Origin of the sequence: Streptomyces sp. DvalAA-43 (genome assembly GCF_900091725.1) — a bacterium.
GTDB lineage: Bacteria > Actinomycetota > Actinomycetes > Streptomycetales > Streptomycetaceae > Streptomyces > Streptomyces pulveraceus.
On the sequence record NZ_FMBW01000030.1, the window covers coordinates 210,337 to 229,220 of the forward strand.

Consider the following 18,884-nt stretch of genomic DNA (forward strand, 5'->3'; position numbering starts at 1 on the left):
AACAGGGCGTCGGAGGATGAACTTTGGTCGTCCAGCCGAAACCCCCTCAGCTGCGACATCTGGCGGCGAACCCCGTCCCCCGCGGTACTCGCCACCGCCCCCACTCCCGACCCAGGAGCCGCGCCATGCCCTCAGCCGTCCGCCGCCTTCTCGTCCTCACGGTCCTGCTGTCCGCCGGCGCCGCCGCCGTCGCGGCGGGCCCCTCGGCACACGGACCCGGCGCGGATTCGGTCGGCACGGTCGCGGCGTCCCTCCTCGACACCAGCTGGGGCGACCACTACACCCCGCACCGGCAGTAGGTCCCGCAAGCCCCCGGGCCATGTCCGCCAAGTCCCGCCCCCCGTCACGAGATGCGAGGTCGACCAGCGTGTCAGCACTGCCCGAGACCGACTCACCGTCAGGGCCGGGGCCCCGGCACTCCCGCGCCGAGCGCGCGGCGGACCTCGCGCTGCTGCCCGATCTGGTGCGTGCCGTCATCGCCCGGCAGGCGGCGGGGGCGGAGCAGGAGTGGAGCGTCGACCAGGGTGAGTTCTGGTGCCAGGTGGTCCCGCCGGGGGCGGTGCGGCGGGCCCAGGGCTGGAAGCTGCATGTCTCGGCCACCCCGCTCGCCGCGCCCCTGACCCTGGCCAGGGCCGCCGAGGTGCTGGTCGCCCACCGGTGCCGGTTCAAGTTCGCGGGGAGCCCCGCCCGGGTCGCCGGGCTGGTCTCGGGGCGCTTCGCCAGGGGCGGGTCCGGCAAGTTCATCACCGTGTACCCGGCGGACGACGAGCAGTTCCGGCTGCTCGCCGAGGAGTTGCACCGGGCCACCGCCGGGCTGCCGGGGCCCGCCGTCCTCTCCGACCGGCGCTACCGTCAGGACAGCCAGGTCTTCTACCGGTACGGGGTGTTCTCCGCCGTCCGCAGCCTGACGCCCGACGGCGGGTACGCCGCACTCCTCACCGACCCCGAGGGCCGACCGGTCGCCGACGAGCGCAACGCCTGGTTCAGCCCTCCGGCCTGGGCGGGCGACCCGTTCCCCGACCGCCCGGCCGCCCCGGTCCGCAGCACCGCCACGGCCAAGCCCGTGCTCCTGAACGGCCGCTATCTCGTACGGGGCGCGATCCAGCACTCCAACAAGGGCGGGGTCTTCCGGGCCGAGGACTCCAGGACCGGGGAGCAGGTCGTCGTCAAACAGGCGCGGGCCCATGTGGGCGCGGGGCTGGAAGGGCTCGACGTACGGGACCTGCTGCGCCGGGAGGCGGCGCTGCTGGAACGCCTCGGCGGGGACCGCCCGGACCGGGTCGTGCCGCGCGTCGTCGAGGTCTTCGAGCAGCAGGGCAGTGTCTTCATGGCCGTGGAGTCGGTGCCCGGAGCCACCCTGCGCCGCACCGTCGCCCGCCGGCTGGCCGAGGACGGCACCGCCTGCCCGGACGCCGGAACGGCCGGGTCCCTGGTCGGGCAGCTCGTCGAACTGGTCGCCGCCGCCCATGAGCCGGGCCTCACCCTGCACGACTTCAACCCCAACAACGTCATGGTCGCCCCGGACGGCCGACTGCTGCTGATCGACCTGGAGATGGCGGCCCCGCAGGGCGAGCGCTGGGTACTCGGCGCGACCCCCGGCTACACCGCCCCGGAGCTGCGCGCCGCCGACCATGTGGCGCCCGCACTGCCGCCCTCCGTCGACCTGTTCGCCCTGGGCGCGACCGTCCTGCACGCGCTGAGCGGCGCCGACCCGCTGTTCGCACCGGACCTGCCGGAGGCCGCGGCCCGCCCCGACGAGGAGCGCCTGGCCGCGCTCGTCGAACTCCTCTCCCGCGACCAGCCCCTGGTACGCGACTACGCACCGCTGGTCCTGGGGCTGATGCGGGACGAGCCCGCCGAGCGCTGGACCCTGGAGGCGGCCCGGACCTTCCGCCCGGCCGCGGCCGGGAACGACCGCACCGGCACGACCGACCGTGCGGACCGGGCCGGGGACACCCGCGACCGCCTGCTGCACGACGGCATCGCCCATCTGCTGGCCACCATGCGCCCCGGCGACCCGGAACGGCTCTGGCCCTCGGACAGCTTCGGCGAGACCTGCGACCCGGTCACCCTCCAGCACGGCTCGGCGGGCGGGGTGGCGGTGCTCGCGCGGGCGCTGCGCCAGTGGGACGACCGGCCCGCCGAAGCGCCGGCCCCCGTGTCCGGTGAGGCGCTGCGCGAGGGCCTGCGGGCCGCCGCGCACTGGACCGCCGACCGGCAGGACGAACTCCCCGGGGACCTGCCGGGTCTGTACTTCGGCCGGTCGGGGACGGCCTGGGCGCTGCTCGACGCCGCCCGTGCGCTGGACGACACCGACCTCGCCGAACGCGCCACGAAGCTGGCCCTGGAGCTGCCCGTACGGTGGCCCAACCCCGATGTGACGCACGGCGCGGCCGGGTCGGGCCTGGCCCAGCTGCACTTCTGGCACGGCACCGGGGACGACCGCTTCCTCGACCGCGCCGCTCAGGCCGCCGAGGGGCTGCTCGCCGCGGCACGGCACACCCCCGAGGGCGTCTTCTGGCCGGTGCCCGAGGACTTCGGTTCGGCGCTGGCGGGCGCCTGGCACTACGGCTTCGCGCACGGTGTGGCCGGGGTCGGCACCTTCCTGCTGCTGGCGGCCGGGGCCACCGGGGACGAGCGCTTCCGCGCCGCGGCCGTCGCGGCGGGCGAGACCCTGACGACCGCCGCCCGCAGCGGCCCGGCGGGAACGCTCTGGCCCGTCGACCGCGCCCGGCACCTCTCCGACTCGCCGGACCTGGCACGCCACTGGTGCAGCGGCTCGTCCGGCGTGGGCACCTTCCTGGTCCGCCTGTGGGCGGCCGGGGGCGCCGGGGACGACACCCTTCGCGCTCTGGTGGAAGGGGCGGCCGACGCGGTCCGGGCGGGCCGGGTGACGGACTCGCCCGCCACCTGCCACGGGCTGGCGGGCAACGCCCAACTCCTCCTGGACGTGGCCGAACTGACCGGCGACGACCGCCACCGCGCCGACGCGGAACTGTTCGTCGAGCACCTGGCGGCCCAGGCGGTCCTGCGCGACGGCCGCCTCCTGGTACCGGACGAGAACCGGCGGACCGTGCTCGCCGAATACGCCACCGGCCTCGCCGGAAGCCTCTCGCTGCTGCTGCGCCTGCGGTACGGCGGCCCCCGCGCCTGGCTCCCCGAGGGCGCCCGCACCACCCCCTGATTCGTCCGGTGGCCGCCGGCCACCGGCAGCCGTTCCGCACCCCGGACCGGCACCCGTCCCGACCGAAGGAGACCGAAATGATGGAGCACGACATCGACGCCCTGCAGGTGCTGCCCGAGGACGTCCGCACCGAGGACGCCCGCGGCGAGGAGCACGCCGCCGCCCTGATCACCGCCTGCCGGTGGCACACCAGCGGCTGCTGACGGCCCGTGCACCGCAGGGGACCGGCGCGATGCCGGTCCCCTGCGGTGTCGTATCCGGGTACGGGCCACAACGACGGAGATCCCGCCCGATCTTCCGATCGGACGGGATCTCCGTGTGTGCGGTGGACCTGTGGGGATTTGAACCCCAGACCCCCTCGATGCGAACGAGGTGCGCTACCAGACTGCGCCACAGGCCCTTGCAACGAGTGAAACTCTAGCACCCCGAACGGGGTGCTCGGAAATCCGGTCCGTGCTGGTCAGCCGAGGCGGCGGCGCAGCCGGTCCGGGTCCGGCTCACTCGTTGGCGGCCCGGGGGCGTTCCCCGTCCTCGTACTGGTCGAAGAGCGGGGTCCGGCCCCGGTCCCGGGTGCGGCGGGACTGGTTGGTGCGCCGGCGCGGGGCCGGGTCGGCCGGGGGTGCCACGGGGTGCGAGGTGCCCGTGGGCTCGGCGGCGCTGGAGCGGGCCGCGCTCCACGTCTCCGGGTTGCCGACCTCGACGCCACCCGTGGCGCGCGGGGCGACCGGGGCGGTGACGTAGGTCGGCAGCGGGACCGGAACCGGCTCCCAGCTGTCGCCCTGGACCCGGCCGCGCTCGCGCTGCTGGTCGACCCATTCCGCGTGGTCCGTCTGCTCGACGAGGGCGCGGCGGCCGGCCTCCTGCGGGGAGACCTCGGGCGCGGGCTCCGGTTCGGGGCGGCGCGCTTCGGGTTCCTCGTCGGGCTCGGCGGGGGCCGCCGCGGCCGGCTGGTGCCTGCGGGTGCGGCTCTCGCGCAGATGCTGCGCCGCCACCTCGGCCCTGCGCCGGTCCATGGTGAAGGCGAACCGGTGCCGCTCCTGGGCCCGCAGATGCACGATGTACGTGCTCAGCAGGACGGCCGGGACCGCGGGCGCCCACAGGAAGTGGAGGCCGCCGACCGCCGCGACGACCGCGCCGAGGGTGAAGGCCAGGAAGAGGACGACGGTGGTGCGCCGACGGCGCGCGAGGACCTGGAGGCGCTTGGCGCGCCGGACGCGCTCGGCGTCCGTGCCGCCGGGGCGCTGGCGTGCGCGCCGCGCGGAGGCGGGTGCCTTTGCCGGTGCCGGTGCCTTTGCCTGTGCCGGTTCGGACCGCTCCTCGGGCGCGGCGAAGGCCCGGACGTCCACGGAATCCATTCGGTCCGTGGTGACATCCGGGTCCGCGTCGGGCTCCGCCTCCCCGGCGGTGCGCTCCCGCAACTCCTTGGCGTACCGGCGCTCCATCGCCGCCCGTCCGGACAGCAGCCGGATGGCGGTGCTGAAGCGTTCCGTCGGACGGGCTTCGTTGAGTTCGTCCTGCCTGCGGAGCCACATCGGCACCAGGTAGGCGGCCCAGGCCCCGACGATGACTGCGTAGATGAGGCCGCTGCTGCTCACGTCTCACACCGTAGAGGGGTTTGCACGGGGGCATCCGCCAATTGGCCCGGTGTGTCGCACGATCCGGCTGATATCACGGACTTTTTTTGTGATTGTTCAGATCAGCCATGGGTGTTTGGGTGTACACCCTCGGCCAATCGCCGATCAATATCGAACATTTATTTTATTTCCCGTGGCGTTCCGGGCCGTGACCGATGCCAGCGCCTGAGCAGCCCGTCGGGCACTTCCTCCGCGGTGAGCGCGTAGATGAGATGATCCCGCCAGGCACCGTCGATGTGGAGATAGCGCGGGCGCAGGCCTTCCTCGCGGAATCCCAGTTTCTCCACGACCCTTCTGCTGGGCCCGTTCTCCGGCCGGATGCACACCTCGATGCGATGCAGTCCGACCGTCCGGAAGCAGTGGTCGGCGGCGAGGGCGACCGCGGTCGGCATCACGCCGCGACCGGCGACGTCCTGATCGACCCAGTAGCCGACATGGCCGGAACACATCGAACCCCAGGTGATCCCGGCGACGGTCAGCTGACCGACCAGCCGGCCCTGGTACTCGATGGCGAAGGGCAGCATCCGGCCCGCGTGGGCCTCGGCGCGCAGATGGCGGATCATCTGACGGTACGTCGGCCGCTGGGCCGCCGGTGCGCCCGGGGCGGGCGGCGGCACGGTCGCCTCCCAGGGGCGCAGCCAGTCGCGGTTGCGCCGGTTGACCTCGCGCCACATGCGCTGGTCGCGCAGTTTGATCGGACGGAGCACGATCTCGCCGTCGCTGAGAATCACCGGCCAGGTCGAGACGTTCAGCTCGGGCTCCCCGGTCGGGGGTGATCGCCGCCGCGCAACTGGTCGACGGCGTGCACCAGGAGACGGGCGAGGACGGCGAGGCCGTCGCGCACCCCGCCGGTGGAGCCCGGCAGGTTCACGATGAGCGTGCGGCCGGCGACGCCCGCGAGGCCCCGGGAGAGCGCGGCGGTGGGGACCTTGTCGCGCCCCTCGGCGCGGATGGCCTCGGGGATGCCGGGGATCTCGTGGTCGAGGACCCGGCGGGTGGCCTCGGGGGTGCGGTCGGTGGGCGAGATCCCCGTACCGCCGGTCGTGACGATGACGTCGTACCCGGCGGCCGCTCCGGTGCGCAGGGCCTGTTCGACCGGGTCGCCGTCGGGCACGACCTGCGGGCCGTCGACGGCGAAGCCGAGCTGCGTGAGCGCCTCGGAGATCAGGGGGCCGCCCCGGTCGGCGTAGACGCCGGCGGAGGCACGGTTGGAGGCGGTGACGACGAGGGCGCGGTAGGGGGACGGGGCCGGGGCCGCCCCGGGCGGCGTCATGCGTCCGCTCCGTCCGCCTCGGTGCGGCGGTAGTCGCCGGACTTGCCGCCCGACTTCGTCTCGACCCGTACGTCCGTGATGACCGCCGCCTTGTCGACCGCCTTGACCATGTCGATCACGGTGAGCGCGGCGACCGAGACGGCGGTCAGGGCCTCCATCTCGACGCCGGTGCGGTCCGTGGTCTTCACGGTGGCCGTGATCTCCACCGCGTCGTCGGCGACACCCAGGTCGACCTCGACGCCGGAGACGGCCAGCGGGTGGCAGAGCGGGATCAGGTCGGGGGTGCGCTTGGCACCCATGATCCCGGCGATCCGGGCGGTCGCGAGGGCGTCGCCCTTGGGGACCCCCTCGCCGCGCAGCAGCTCGACGACGCGCGGCGAGACGAGGACCCGGCCGCTCGCGCGGGCCACCCGCGCGGTGACGGCCTTCTCCGAGACGTCGACCATGCGGGCCGCGCCCGCCTCGTCGATGTGCGTCAGTCTGTTCTGCGTACTCAACTCACTCCGCCTCGCGGTAGGGCGCCGGTTGCCCGCCAGGGCCCGCACCGGGGTGCGGGCCGGGGGCCCGGGGGTGTCCCCGGGAAGGCACAGCGAGCAGATACCGTACCGCCACCGCCGGGCGATCAGCGGAGCAGGATCACCTCGGTGTCCATGCCGGGCTCGGCGGAGGTGACGTCCTCGGGCAGCACGATGAGCGCGTCCGCTCGGGCGAGCGCGGCGACCAGGTGCGATCCGGAACCGCCGACGGGGGTGACCGTGCCGGACTCCGCGTCGTACGTACCGCGCAGGAACTGGCGCCTGCCGGACGGGGAGGCGAGTGCCCCGTCGGCCTTCAGGGTGGCCCGGACGGTGGGGTGGTGCACGTCCTTCAGGCCCATCAGGGTGCGGATCACGGGCCGTACGAACAGCTCGAAGGAGATGTACGACGAGACGGGGTTGCCCGGCAGCGCCAGGAGCGGTGTGTGGTCGGGGCCGATCGAGCCGAAGCCCTGCGGCTTGCCCGGCTGCATGGCGAGCTTGCGGAAGTCGATGCCGCTGCCCGGCTCGTCCTCGTCGCCCACCGAGGACAGGGCCTCCTTGACGACGTCGTACGCGCCGACGCTGACGCCTCCGGTGGTGACGACGATGTCGGCGCGGATCAGCTGGTCCTCGATCGTGGCGCGGAGCGTGTCCGCGTCGTCGGTGACGGCGCCGACGCGGTAGGCGATCGCTCCGGCGTCCTTGGCCGCGGCCGTGAGCGCGAAGCTGTTCGAGTCGTAGATCCGGCCGCCGGTCAGCTCCTCGCCGGGCTGGACCAGCTCGCTGCCGGTGGAGATGACGACGACCCGCGGCCGGGGCCGCACCTTCACCGTGGAGCGGCCGATCGCGGCGAGCAGTCCGATCTGCGGCGGGCCGACGACCGATCCGGCGCTCAGCGCCAGATCACCCGGCTTCACATCGCTGCCGCGGGCCCTGACGTGGGCGCGGGCCTCGACGGGACGGTGTACCCGGACCTCGCCGCCCGCGGCCTGCGGGGCGTCGCTCAGGGAGCGCATGGTGTCGGCGGGGCCGCCGCCCGTACCGCCGTCGGTCCACTCGACCGGGATCACCGCCTCGGCACCGGCCGGCAGCGGGGCGCCGGTCATGATGCGGGCGGCCTCGCCGGGGCCGACGGCCCGCCCGTCGGGCAGGCCGTCGCTGCCCGCCGCGACGTCACCGATGACGGTGAGCACCACGGGGAACTCCTCGTCGGCGCCCTCGACATCGGCGACACGGACCGCGTACCCGTCCATCGAGCTGTTGTCGAAGGGCGGCAGGGCGATCTCCACCATGACGTCCTCGACGAGGACGCAGCCCTGGGCATCGTGCAGCTGCAACTCGATGGGTTCGAGAGGCCGTACCGCGCCGAGAATGTCTTCCAGGTGCTCGTCCACCGACCAGATCGTGCTGCTCAAAGTGCTACATCTCCTCGGTGACGTAACTGCGGAGCCAGGTCCTGAAGTCCGGGCCCAGGTCTTCACGTTCGCACGCGAGTCTGACAATGGCACGGAGGTAGTCGCTCCGGTCGCCGGTGTCATAGCGGCGGCCCTTGAAGACGACACCGTGCACCGGGCCGCCGACCTTCTCGTCCTCGGCGAGGAGCTGGAGCGCGTCGGTGAGCTGGATCTCGCCGCCGCGGCCCGGCTCGGTCCTGCGCAGTATGCCGAAGACGGCGGGGTCCAGGACGTAGCGGCCGATGATGGCGAGGTTGCTGGGCGCCTCGGCCGCTTCGGGCTTCTCGACGAGGCCGGTGATGCGCACCACATCGCCGTCGGCGGTGGGCTCGACGGCCGCGCAGCCGTACTGGTGGATCTGCTCCGGCGTGACCTCCATCAGCGCGATGACGCTGCCGCCCTCGCGCTCCTGGATCTCGACCATGCGGGCCAGCAGCGGGTCGCGCGGGTCGATCAGGTCGTCGCCGAGGAGGACCGCGAACGGCTGGTCCCCCACGTGCGGAGCGGCGCACAGCACGGCGTGGCCGAGGCCACGCGGGTCGCCCTGCCGGACGTAGTGCATGGTGGCCAGGTCGCTCGACTCCTGGACCTTCTTGAGCCGTTCGGCGTCTCCCTTGCGGGTGAGTGCGGACTCCAGTTCGTAATTGCGGTCGAAGTGGTCCTCCAGCGGACGCTTGTTGCGGCCCGTGATCATCAGGACGTCGGAGAGGCCGGCGGTCACCGCCTCCTCCACGACGTACTGGATCGCGGGCTTGTCGACCACAGGCAGCATCTCCTTGGGAGTGGCTTTGGTGGCCGGCAGGAAACGGGTACCGAGCCCTGCGGCGGGGATGACGGCCTTGCTGATCCTGGGGTGCGACTGAGTCATGCGCAGAACCATAACCGGTATGTATGCGAGGAAGATGAGGGTCCGGTTAACTTTGTACGCCTATATGCACATGCGAGATCCAGGGGTGCCCGTTGAGCGCAGAGATGTCCCGAAAAGCACGGCTCCGAAGTGAACTGCTGGCCGCACGTCACCTTCTGACCAGGGAAGACGTGGAAAACGCCGCGGTGGTTCTGTCCCGGGGCGCATTGGATCTCCCGGAGGTGTCCGGGGCCCGTACCGTCGCCGCGTACGTCTCGGTGGGCAGCGAGCCGGGCACCCGGGTACTGCTGGACGCGTTGCGCGCCCGGGGGGTGCGGGTGCTGCTGCCGGTGCTCCTCGCGGACAACGATCTGGACTGGGCGCCGTACGAAGGGGCCGGCCGTCTCGTCCGGGCCGGGCGCGGACTGCTGGAGCCGGACGGCGGGCGGCTGGGCCCCGAAGCGGTCCTGGAGGCGGACGCGGTCCTGCTGCCGGGCCTGGCGGCGGACGGGCGCGGGATGCGGCTGGGCCGCGGCGGCGGCAGCTACGACCGGGTGCTGGCCAGGCTCGCCGCGGCCGGCGCCCATCCGGCACTGGTCGTCCTGCTGTACGACGACGAGGTGGTCGCGCAGGTTCCGGAGGAACCGCACGACCACCCCGTGGACGTGGTGGTGACCCCGGCGTCGGTCCGCCGGACGGGCCGCTAGGGCTTGAGGGTCAGGGTGTCGGTCGTCGCCTTCGTGACGGCGTTGGTGCCGAAGGACCAGTCGAGCAGTTCACCGTTGACCCACTTGTCGGTCTGATCGGTGTAGTGCGCGCTGAACGCGTGCCCGGAGGCGCCGGTGAGGTTGATCCAGCGGGACTTGTCCCAGTCCCCCACGTTGACCACCATCCGCATCGACGGGACCCAGACGACCTCGTAGCCGCCCGCCGCGTTCCAGCCGGTGGCGTTCACCGCGGCCTCGCCGCCGCCGATGTTCCACGGGCCGCGGTTGAGGGCCCGCTGGAGCAGGCCGGGGCCCTCGGTGCCGAGGGTCTGGTTCTTCAGGGTCAGCTGGTGCAGCCGGCCCCAGCTCCAGGTGCTGATGTCCTTGCCGAGCTTGGCGGTCAGCTCCCAGCGGGCGTCCTCCATGGCACGGGCGAAGAGCTGGTCGCGGTTCTCGGTCGGGTCGTACCGGCCGCTCTTCGGCGCCTTCCACCAGTCGCTGTTCTGATCGTCCATCAGCTCGGCGACCACCTGGTACCAGCGGTCACCGCCGTCGGGCTGGGCGGAGTCCGCGTCGCGCCGGCCGCACTCGCGCACCAGCCTGCGCTGCTCGTCGACCGGGCCCGAACCGCCGGCCCGGGGCACGTTGAGGCACTCGCCCTCGACCCGCAGCTCCTTGGGCAGCTTGTTGCCGAAGGCCAGCTTGAGGATGTTGCGCCAGACCGCGTTGAAGTACGCGGCCGCGGCCGAGTCGGGCTCCTGGGTGTAGTCCCAGCCCTCCAGGAGCTTCTGCGCCTCGCGGACGCTCTTGTCCGGGACGTCGATCTTCATCAGCTCGGGCACCAGCAGCGCGGCGATCTCGCTGGTGTTGTCCATCTGCATCTTCTGCATGTCTTCGGTCGAGATCTTCCCGCCGCCCTTGATCTTCGACTGGATCAGGTCGTCGATCCGCTGGCTGCGGGTGCCGTAGCCCCAGTCCTTGGTCAGCAGGTGGGGGTACTTCTTCTCGTCGATCACGGCCTGGTTGGCGGTGACGATGTAGCCGCGCTTCGGGTCGTACTCGTAGGGCAGCTCGTCGAACGGGACCGGGTCCTTCTTCCAGCCGTACGCCGAGGACCAGCCGGGGCTGGGCATCATGCCGTCGCCCTTGAGGCGCACCGGGATCTTCCCGGGTGCCTGGTAGCCGATGTGGCCCTTGGTGTCGGCGTAGATGAGGTTCTGCGAGGGAACCTCGAAGTCCGCGGCCGCCGCCCGGAAGGTGGGGAAGTCCTTGGCCCGGTTGAGCTCGAAGACGGCGTCCATGGACTTGCCGGGCTCCAGCGCGGTCCACTTCAGGGCGACCGCGTAGCCGTCGGCCCGGTCCGGGGCCGCGTTGGTGACGGGGGCCTTCTGGCCGACCGTCTCCAGTTCGCTGCTGCGGTCGGAGACCAGCGGGCCGTTGTTGGTCTCGCGGACGGTGATCGTCCGGTCCTTGCCGCCCGCGACCTTGATGGTCTCCTCACGGGTGGTGAAGGGCTTGACCTTGCCGTCGTACAGGTAGCCGTCGCCGGAGACCTTCTCCAGGAAGAGGTCGGTGACGTCCGCGCCGAGGTTGGTGAGGCCCCAGGCGATGTCCTGGTTGTGGCCGACGATCACGCCCGGCATGCCCGAGAAGGTGTAGCCCGCGGTGTCGTACTGGCACTTCGCCGAGATCTCGCGGCAGTGCAGGCCCATCTGGTACCAGACCGAGGGCAGCTGCGGCGCCAGGTGCGGATCGTTGGCGAGCAGCGGCTTGCCGGTGGTCGTGTAGTCGCCGGAGACCACCCAGGAGTTGGACCCGATGCCGTTGCCGTTCGGGCCGAGCAGCGCCGGGATCTGGTCGAGGGTGTCGGAGAGCGCGGAGAGCTGGGTGTTCAGGCCCTCCGTGGCGCCCTGCGCGGTGTTCGAGCCGAGCGAGTCGGACGGGGTGGCGTCCGGGTCGAACTTTCCGGTGACCGGGGAGATGGCCCCCTGGTCGACGATCGGCCGGTGCTTGTCGTACGGGTACGCCGGGTAGAGGTCCTCGATCTGCTTCGCGTCGAGCCTGCTGGTCATCAGCGAGCGGTCGATCTCGTCCTGCATGTTGCCGCGCAGGTCCCAGGCCATGGCCTTGAGCCAGGCGACCGAGTCGACCGGGGTCCACTCGGTCGGCTTGTAGTCGTTGGTGAAGCCGAGGGCCGCGTACTCGACGGAGATGTCCTTGCCGTCGCGCCCCTTGAGGTAGGCGTTGACGCCGTCCGCGTACGCCTGGAGGTTCTTCTTGGTGGCCTCGGACAGGACGTTGTCGTACTCCTCCTGCGCGACCTTGCGCCAGCCCAGCGTGCGCAGGAAGGAGTCCGTCTCGACCTGTCCGGAGCCGAACATCTCGGAGAGCCGGCCGGCCGTCATGTGACGGCGGACGTCCATCTCCCAGAAGCGGTCCTGCGCCTGGACGAAGCCCTGGGCGCGGAAGAGGTCGGCATCGGAGTCCGCGTACAGCTGCGGGATGCCGTAGTTGTCGCGTTTGACGTCGACGGTGCCGTCGAGACCGTCGAGCTTCAACGATCCGGTCGTCTGCGGATACGAGGCCCGCACGGTCGTTACGGACCAGAACGTCCCGTAACCGATACCCGCGACAAGCGCCAGCACCAGAACGATCACGATCAGGCGGGCACGTCGCCCCTTCTTCCGGCCGGTCTTCGCACCGGCGGAACCGGTGGCGGCGGAAGAGGCGGTGGTGTTGGCGGGCATCGCTGTCCTTCGAGGGGCAGGTGGTCCTGGGAGTGCAGGAGCAACCATAGGCGCAGCGCCGGGACGGCTCTGACGCGGTATCGGGATGGCTCGAATTACGTAGCGATCGTACGAATGCTCGAACGCGTCAAGAAAGCGTTAAAGATTAGGTAAGGTAACGAAGTACCGGCCGCCAACGGCCGATGCCGAAGGTCGACCGACTCGGCAGGCGTACGCGGGGAAGGAACGGCCACTGTCTGTCCACACGCTCAACGAACTCCTGCTCGTCTGCTCGCTCGTACTGCTCGTCGCGGTGGCGGCGGTGCGCATCTCGTCGCGCAGCGGGCTCCCCAGCCTGCTCCTGTATCTCGGCATCGGGATCGTCATGGGGCAGGACGGCATCTTCGACGTCAAGTTCGACAACGCCGAGCTGACCCAGGTCATCGGCTATGCCGCACTGGTCGTGATCCTCGCCGAGGGCGGCCTGGGCACGAAGTGGAAAGAGATCAAACCGGCGCTGCCCGCCGCCGTGATGCTCTCGCTGGTCGGTGTCGCGGTGAGCGTGGGCGTCACGGCGGCCGGGGCGCACTACCTGGTCGGGCTGGACTGGCGGCAGTCGCTGATCATCGGCGCGGTCGTGTCGTCCACGGACGCCGCCGCGGTCTTCTCCGTGCTGCGCAAGGTGCCGCTGCCCGCCCGGGTCACCGGTGTGCTGGAGGCCGAGTCCGGCTTCAACGACGCCCCCGTGGTGATCCTGGTGGTCGCCTTCTCGACCAGGGGGCCGGTGGACAGCTGGTACGTCCTGGTCGGCGAGATAGCCCTGGAGCTCGCCATCGGTGCGGCCGTGGGCATCGCCGTCGGCTGGCTCGGCTCGTTCGGACTGCGTCATGTGGCGCTGCCCGCCTCCGGCCTCTACCCGATCGCCGTGATGGCGATCGCGGTCTCGGCGTACGCGGCGGGCGCCCTGGCCCACGGCAGCGGCTTCCTCGCCGTCTATCTGGCCGCGATGATCCTCGGCAACGCCAAGCTGCCGCACTGGCCCGCCACCCGCGGCTTCGCCGACGGGCTCGGCTGGCTGGCCCAGATCGGCATGTTCGTCCTGCTCGGGCTCCTGGTCACGCCGCACGATCTGTACGACGACTTCTGGCCCGCGGTCATCGTGGGCCTGGTGCTGACGGTGGTGGCCCGTCCGCTGGAGGTCTTCATCTCGCTGGCGCCGTTCCGGCTGCCCTGGCAGGAGAAGGCGCTCATGTCCTGGGCGGGGCTGCGCGGCGCCGTGCCCATCATCCTGGCGACCATCCCGATGGTCGCCGGGGTCGAGGGCTCCACCCGCATCTTCAACATCGTCTTCGTGCTCGTCATCGTCTACACCCTCATCCAGGGGCCGACGCTGCCCTGGCTGGCCAAGGCCCTGAAGATCGCCGACGACCCGGCCGAGGCCGCCGACCTGGGCATCGAGTCGGCGCCGCTGGAACGGCTGCGCGGTCATCTGCTCTCGGTGGCGATCCCCGGCCGGTCGAAGATGCACGGCGTGGAGGTCGCGGAACTGCGGCTGCCCGCCGGAGCCGCCGTCACCCTCGTGGTGCGGGACGGCAAGAGCTTCGTACCGGCGCCCTCGACCGTGCTGCGACGCGGCGACGAGCTGCTGGTGGTCACCACCGACCCGGTGCGCGACGCGGCGGAGGAACGGCTGCGCGCGGTCGGCGAGGGCGGCAAGCTCGCGGGCTGGCTGGGGACCGGCGGCAAGGGCGGCGACGACCTCTCGGGGCCGCATGCGGCCCACGAGGCGGCGCGCGAGGCGGCACATGCGCTGAAGGCCGTGAAGAAGCTGGGGAAGAGCGGCGGTCCCAAGGCGCACCACTGAGTACGCAGGGGCGCCTCTGGGCACGCGCGGGCGCTCTTGAGCGGCGTGCTCAGAGGGCGCCCTTGAGCGTGCGGGCGCCCTGTGTACGCACGGGCGCCCTTGCCGTTGCTTGCGATCCGAGGTGCCGGTGGAGTCCTTGCGCACATTCACAGGTTCACAAGGACCTCTGCCTGTATCGTGAAGGGAACGATCGACCCCGCGACGGGGCCGGTCGACCCGATCGACCAACCCGAACGACCAACTCTGCCTGATGCAGAGCTGGCGCGACCGTATGGCGGTCGTGGCGTCCTCCGCCTCTGCTGAGCGCCCGGCATCTACCGCAGTTCCGCGCGAAGAGGACAGCTCTCGGCAGCACCCGCACGAACGAGCCCGCACCATCGGTGCCGGCCGCGCCGCGGGAGCTCGGCCACCAGGCGGCAGAAAGGCATGGACCGTGGCGTCCACGGTCACCGACCGCCCCGGATACGGGCAGTTGCTGCGCACCCCGGGTGCGTGGACCTTCCTCCTGTCGGGCTTCGCCGCCCGGCAACCCTTCGCCATGCTGACCATCGGCATCGTGCTCCTGGTCCAGCACACCACCGGCTCCTACGGCAGCGCGGGCGCCGTCGCCGCCGTGACCGGTGTCTCCATGGCCCTGTTCGCACCGCAGACCGGCAAGCTCGCCGACCGTTTCGGCCAGCGCGCCGTACTGCTGCCCGGCGTCCTGGCGCACGGGGCGTCCGTGTCGGTGCTGACGGCGCTGGCGCTGGCGGACGCGCCCCTGTGGGCGCTGTTCGTGGCGGCCGTGCCGACCGGCGCCTCCGTCCCGCAGGTCGGGCCGATGGTGCGGGCCCGCTGGGCGGCCCTGCTCGGCGCGACTCCGGAGCGCGAGGCCTCGCCGCTGATGGCCACGGCGGCCGCCTTCGAATCGGTGACGGACGAGTTCACCTTCGTCATCGGTCCGGTGCTCGCCACCGCGCTGTGCACGGGGGTGCATCCGGCGGCCGGCCTGATCACGGAGGCCGCGCTGACCCTGATCGGCGGGCTGCTCTTCGCCACGCAGCACCGCACCCAGCCCGCGGTGCGCGACACCGCGTCCGACGCCTCCCGGCCCCGCGCCTCCGCCCTGGCCGTACCGGGCGTACGGGTGCTCGCGGTGGCCTTCCTCGGCATCGGCGCGGTCTTCGGCGGCATGCAGGTCTCGCTGACCGCCTTCGCCGAGGAGATCGGCCGCCCGGGAGCCAACGGTCTGCTGTACGGCGTCTTCGCGGCCGGCAACATGCTCGCCGGGATCGCCTGCGGCGCCATCGCCTGGAAGAGCGGGCCGCGACGGCGGCTGATCGTCGGGTACGCGGCACTCACCCTGACCGCGTCCGGGCTGTGGGCGGTCCACTCGGTGCCGCTGCTGGCCGGGCTCGGACTCCTGGTCGGGCTCTCCATCGCCCCGGCCCTGATCAGCGGCTACACACTGGTCGACGCCCTGGTGCCGGCCTCCGCCCGGACCGAGGCGTTCACCTGGCTGACGGGCTCGGTCGCGCTCGGCCAGGCGGCGGCGGTGACGGTCGCCGGGCGACTCGCGGACGCCCACGGGGCCAGCACCGGATTCGTGGTGCCGCTCGTGGGGACCGTACTGGCCCTGATCACCCTGGTGGGGCTGCGTTCGAGGCTCGTACCCGCCGCCCCGGGGCGGACCGTGGCACGTGGTGTCGGTCACCGGAAGCCGGTCACGGTGGACTGATGCTGCGGAATACGTCAGTATGGAGCGTCGTTAGCACTCATTGAGTCAGAGTGCCAGGAGGAGCAAGTGCCGACCTATCAGTACCAGTGCACCGAATGTGGCGAGGGCCTTGAGGCGGTGCAGAAGTTCACCGATGACGCCCTCACCGTGTGCCCGAGCTGCGACGGACGCCTGAAGAAGGTGTTCTCCGCGGTCGGCATCGTCTTCAAGGGTTCCGGTTTCTACCGGAACGACAGCCGCGGCTCCTCGTCGAGCAGCACGCCGGCTTCGTCCTCGGCGAAGGCATCCGGTTCCGCTTCGTCCGATTCCTCGTCGTCCTCGACGTCCGCGGGATCCGACTCGAAGTCGTCCGCCTCTTCCGCGGCGTCCTCGTCGTCGTCCTCCTCGTCCTCGACGAGCGGCACGTCGGCCGCCTGAGCCGCACCGCACTTCCGCACCGGGCTTCCGCCAGGAGCCCCGCCGAATCCGTTCGGCGGGGCTCCTGGCGTTTTCCGGCGCCGCTAATGTGATCGCATGGCGAACGCAGAGATCGGTGTCATCGGCGGCTCGGGCTTGTACTCCTTCCTGGAGGACGTCACGGAAGTGCGGGTGGACACCCCGTACGGACAGCCGAGCGACTCCCTCTTCCTCGGCGAGGTCGGCGGCCGCCGGGTCGCCTTCCTCCCGCGCCACGGACGCGGCCACCATCTGCCGCCGCACCGCATCAACTACCGGGCCAACATGTGGGCGCTGCGCTCCGTCGGCGTACGCCAGGTGCTCGGCCCGTGCGCGGTGGGCGGGCTGCGCCCGGAGTACGGGCCGGGCACCCTGCTCGTGCCGGACCAGATGGTGGACCGCACCAAGGCCCGGACGCAGACGTTCTACGACGGGGAGACCCGGGCCGACGGTGCGGAGCCGAACGTCCTGCACCTGGGCTTCGCCGACCCGTACTGCCCCGAGGGGCGCAGGGCCGCACTGGCGGCGGCACGGGCGAAGAGCTGGGAGCCGGTGGACGGCGGGACGCTGGTGGTCATCGAGGGGCCGCGCTTCTCGACCCGGGCGGAGTCGCGCTGGCATGCGGCGATGGGCTGGTCGGTGGTCGGGATGACCGGTCACCCGGAGGCCGTCCTCGCCCGTGAGCTGGGCCTCTGCTACACGACGATGACCCTGGTGACGGACCTGGACGCGGGCGCGGAGGCCGGCGAGGGCGTCTCGCACGGAGAGGTGCTGGAGGTGTTCGCGGCCAACGTGGACCGGCTGCGTGCGGTGCTCTTCGACGTGGTGGCCGCCCTGCCCGCGGAGGCGGACCGGGACTGTCCGTGCTCGCATGCGCTGGACGGCCTCAAGACGGGGATCGAGCTGCCTTAGGGGCGTTGTGGGGCGGGGCGGCGAGCGCTGCGGGGTGCCAAGCACTGCGGGGAGAGGTGGCCGGGTGACGGTTGTGGCGTGAGTGGGTGACGGAGTTGTCCACAACTCCGGGGCCGTCCACAGGCTTCAGCGGGAATCCCGCGGACGGTGGATCGTGAGGGGCGTTCGTCCGAAACTTCTCGGCTCCTCGGCTCCTCGCGACAGGTGGTATCGCCCATGTTTCCGTCGTCCGCGTCATCCACATCGCCCACGCCATCCGCTTCGTTCCTGGCTTCCGGTTCGTCCGCTTCGTTTCCGTCACCCGGGCCGTTTCCGTCGTCCGTGTCGTCCGTGTCTTCCGCGTCGCCCGCGTCCTCTCCGTCGTGCTCGCCGCTGCCGTCTCCGTCCTCGGCCCCTTCGCCCTGCGGGGTGCCCGCGTTCGCGCCCCTGCGGGTACGCGGAGGTGGTGGTCGGCGGCTGCGCCGGGCCTTGTGGCGGCAGCGCCGCGCCCTGGCCGCCGGGCTGGCCCTGACGGCTGCCGCGCTCGCCGCCACGGGGCTGGGCGGTGGCGGTACGGGGACGGGCGGCGACGCGGCGTACGGGGCGGGGGCCGGGAGCGGGCCCGGGGCGGTGCAGGAGCGGGCGCGGCGGCCGGCTCGGTCGGCGTCCGTGCCCGTCCGGATCGCGGACGCGGCGACGGTTCGCTTATTGCGGCCGGGTGACCACGTCGACGTGATCGCTGCCGGGGACGCCGGGACCGGCGCCGGAAACGGGGCCGAGGCCCGGGTGCTGGCGAAGGGCGCGCGCGTGGCGGAGGTGCCGCAGTCCCTGGCGGAGGGTTCCGCGGAGGACGGTGCGCTGATCGTGCTGTCCGTTTCCCGGGACACGGCCACCGCGCTGGCCGGCGCGGGGATCTCGTCCCGGCTGGCGGTGACCCTGTGCTGATTCAAACTGACAGCCGATCAAGTCACCTTGCCAAAGCTCAGAATTGGGTGGTTTCCACGCGTACTGCCGTAAGTTGCGGAGGAGTTTGCTCCGCCTACGGCACACGTGAAGGAAGGCTCACCCGTGAGCGAGAAGAAGGTCAGTCTGCTGGAAGGGTTCAAAGCCTTCCTGACGCGCGGCAATGTGATCGATCTGGCGGTCGCCGTCGTCATCGGCGCCGCGTTCACCCAGATCGTGAACGCATTCGTCAAGGGAGTCATCAATCCGCTGGTCGGCGCGTTCGGCACCAAGGACCTGGAGAGCTACAGCTCTTGCTTCAAGGGCCCCTGCATCACGGATCCGAAGACGGGCGAGGCGACCGAGGGCATCCGGATCCTGTGGGGTTCGGTGCTCAGCGCCGCCCTCGGCTTCCTGATCACGGCCGCCGTCGTCTACTTCCTGCTGGTCCTGCCCATGGCCAAGTACCTCGCCAGGCGGGCGGCGATGCAGGCCGCGAAGGACGGAGTGCAGGAGACGCTGGAGGTGAGCGAGCTGGAGGTACTGAAGGAGATCCGCGACGCCCTCGTCTCGCAGCGCGGCGGCGGCACGGGCGAGGCCCCCGGCCAGGACCCCGGCCGGAGTCACGACCAGTAGCCCCACCGGCTCCACGGACAGCGGAAGAACCGGCGGCACCGCCGGCCGATCACCAC

17 protein-coding genes and 1 tRNA gene are annotated in these 18,884 nt (G+C 71.9%); 10 read left to right on the forward strand and 8 right to left on the reverse strand.

All coding sequences use genetic code 11. The annotated features are described in order from the left end of the window. Positions 1–125 precede the first annotated feature (125 nt). From GA0115234_RS42230 to GA0115234_RS42765, 3 genes are all read left to right on the forward strand, one after another. Positions 126–299, forward strand: coding sequence for a hypothetical protein (locus tag GA0115234_RS42230; protein ID WP_161275576.1), 174 nt, complete (start codon positions 126–128; stop codon positions 297–299). A gap of 68 nt (positions 300–367) precedes the next feature. Beyond that, positions 368–3,184 carry a class IV lanthionine synthetase LanL gene (lanL, locus tag GA0115234_RS06950; RefSeq protein ID WP_093539966.1) on the forward strand — a complete coding sequence of 939 codons (2,817 nt, stop codon included), beginning with the start codon at positions 368–370 and terminating at the stop codon, positions 3,182–3,184. A 77-nt stretch (positions 3,185–3,261) separates the two neighbouring features. Then, positions 3,262–3,387, forward strand: coding sequence for an ALQxL family class IV lanthipeptide (locus tag GA0115234_RS42765; RefSeq protein WP_202553435.1), 126 nt, complete (start codon positions 3,262–3,264; stop codon positions 3,385–3,387). Positions 3,388–3,510: 123 nt separating this feature from the next. On the opposite strand, the gene GA0115234_RS06960 is transcribed toward GA0115234_RS42765, so the two are convergent. From GA0115234_RS06960 to galU, 7 genes are all read right to left on the reverse strand, one after another. After that, positions 3,511–3,584: transfer RNA gene (locus GA0115234_RS06960), tRNA-Ala, on the reverse strand. Positions 3,585–3,681: 97 nt separating this feature from the next. Then, positions 3,682–4,779, reverse strand: coding sequence for a divisome protein SepX/GlpR (gene glpR / locus GA0115234_RS06965; RefSeq protein ID WP_093539968.1), 1,098 nt, complete (start codon positions 4,777–4,779; stop codon positions 3,682–3,684). A gap of 158 nt (positions 4,780–4,937) precedes the next feature. Next, positions 4,938–5,549, reverse strand: a complete 612-nt coding sequence (locus tag GA0115234_RS06970; RefSeq protein ID WP_093539969.1) for a GNAT family N-acetyltransferase — start codon at positions 5,547–5,549, stop codon at positions 4,938–4,940. 17 nt (positions 5,550–5,566) lie between these two features. Next, positions 5,567–6,091, reverse strand: coding sequence for a MogA/MoaB family molybdenum cofactor biosynthesis protein (locus GA0115234_RS06975; protein WP_093539970.1), 525 nt, complete (start codon positions 6,089–6,091; stop codon positions 5,567–5,569). Continuing rightward, entirely contained in the window at positions 6,088–6,588 is a 501-nt protein-coding gene (gene moaC, locus GA0115234_RS06980; RefSeq protein ID WP_093539971.1) for a cyclic pyranopterin monophosphate synthase MoaC, read from the reverse strand. The genes GA0115234_RS06975 and moaC overlap by 4 nt, the downstream gene beginning before the upstream one ends. 125 nt (positions 6,589–6,713) lie before the next feature. Next, positions 6,714–8,024 (reverse strand): molybdotransferase-like divisome protein Glp, encoded by a 1,311-nt coding sequence (gene glp, locus GA0115234_RS06985; RefSeq protein WP_093539972.1) that lies wholly within the window; start codon positions 8,022–8,024, stop codon positions 6,714–6,716. Between the two features lie 4 nt (positions 8,025–8,028). After that, positions 8,029–8,931, reverse strand: a complete 903-nt coding sequence (gene galU, locus GA0115234_RS06990; RefSeq protein ID WP_093540151.1) for a UTP--glucose-1-phosphate uridylyltransferase GalU — start codon at positions 8,929–8,931, stop codon at positions 8,029–8,031. Between the two features lie 104 nt (positions 8,932–9,035). Between galU and GA0115234_RS06995 the strand changes: the two genes are divergently transcribed. Beyond that, on the forward strand, positions 9,036–9,617 hold the full coding sequence (locus tag GA0115234_RS06995) for a 5-formyltetrahydrofolate cyclo-ligase (protein ID WP_093539973.1): 582 nt from the start codon (positions 9,036–9,038) through the stop codon (positions 9,615–9,617). Here GA0115234_RS06995 and GA0115234_RS07000 read toward each other — a convergent pair. Further along, positions 9,614–12,364 carry a penicillin acylase family protein gene (locus tag GA0115234_RS07000; RefSeq protein ID WP_093539974.1) on the reverse strand — a complete coding sequence of 917 codons (2,751 nt, stop codon included), beginning with the start codon at positions 12,362–12,364 and terminating at the stop codon, positions 9,614–9,616. The genes GA0115234_RS06995 and GA0115234_RS07000 overlap by 4 nt on opposite strands. A gap of 292 nt (positions 12,365–12,656) precedes the next feature. Here GA0115234_RS07000 and GA0115234_RS07005 point away from each other — a divergent pair, with 292 nt between their 5' ends. From GA0115234_RS07005 to GA0115234_RS07030, 6 genes are all read left to right on the forward strand, one after another. Beyond that, complete coding sequence (locus tag GA0115234_RS07005; protein WP_256088654.1) at positions 12,657–14,207, forward strand: potassium/proton antiporter; 1,551 nt, start codon at positions 12,657–12,659, stop codon at positions 14,205–14,207. Between the two features lie 433 nt (positions 14,208–14,640). Next, entirely contained in the window at positions 14,641–15,924 is a 1,284-nt protein-coding gene (locus GA0115234_RS07010) for an MFS transporter (protein ID WP_093539976.1), read from the forward strand. A 66-nt stretch (positions 15,925–15,990) separates the two neighbouring features. Beyond that, positions 15,991–16,341, forward strand: a complete 351-nt coding sequence (locus GA0115234_RS07015; RefSeq protein ID WP_093539977.1) for an FmdB family zinc ribbon protein — start codon at positions 15,991–15,993, stop codon at positions 16,339–16,341. Positions 16,342–16,437: 96 nt separating this feature from the next. Then, positions 16,438–17,271 carry an S-methyl-5'-thioadenosine phosphorylase gene (locus GA0115234_RS07020; RefSeq protein ID WP_093539978.1) on the forward strand — a complete coding sequence of 278 codons (834 nt, stop codon included), beginning with the start codon at positions 16,438–16,440 and terminating at the stop codon, positions 17,269–17,271. Between the two features lie 408 nt (positions 17,272–17,679). Continuing rightward, positions 17,680–18,195 (forward strand): RcpC/CpaB family pilus assembly protein, encoded by a 516-nt coding sequence (locus GA0115234_RS07025; protein WP_343335934.1) that lies wholly within the window; start codon positions 17,680–17,682, stop codon positions 18,193–18,195. Positions 18,196–18,318: 123 nt separating this feature from the next. Next, positions 18,319–18,828 carry a large conductance mechanosensitive channel protein MscL gene (locus GA0115234_RS07030; protein ID WP_093539979.1) on the forward strand — a complete coding sequence of 170 codons (510 nt, stop codon included), beginning with the start codon at positions 18,319–18,321 and terminating at the stop codon, positions 18,826–18,828. Positions 18,829–18,884: the final 56 nt, after the last annotated feature.

Excerpts from the sequence above, each read along its gene's own strand:
- GA0115234_RS42230 (WP_161275576.1), top strand. The coding sequence starts at position 126 with ATGCCCTCAGCCGTCCGCCGCCTTCTCGTCCTCACGGTCCTGCTGTCC.
- GA0115234_RS42765 (WP_202553435.1), top strand. The coding sequence starts at position 3,262 with ATGATGGAGCACGACATCGACGCCCTGCAGGTGCTGCCCGAGGACGTC.
- GA0115234_RS06975 (WP_093539970.1), bottom strand. The coding sequence starts at position 6,091 with ATGACGCCGCCCGGGGCGGCCCCGGCCCCGTCCCCCTACCGCGCCCTC.
- galU (WP_093540151.1), bottom strand. The coding sequence starts at position 8,931 with ATGACTCAGTCGCACCCCAGGATCAGCAAGGCCGTCATCCCCGCCGCA.
- GA0115234_RS06995 (WP_093539973.1), top strand. The coding sequence starts at position 9,036 with ATGTCCCGAAAAGCACGGCTCCGAAGTGAACTGCTGGCCGCACGTCAC.
- GA0115234_RS07000 (WP_093539974.1), bottom strand. The coding sequence starts at position 12,364 with ATGCCCGCCAACACCACCGCCTCTTCCGCCGCCACCGGTTCCGCCGGT.
- GA0115234_RS07020 (WP_093539978.1), top strand. The coding sequence starts at position 16,438 with ATGGCGAACGCAGAGATCGGTGTCATCGGCGGCTCGGGCTTGTACTCC.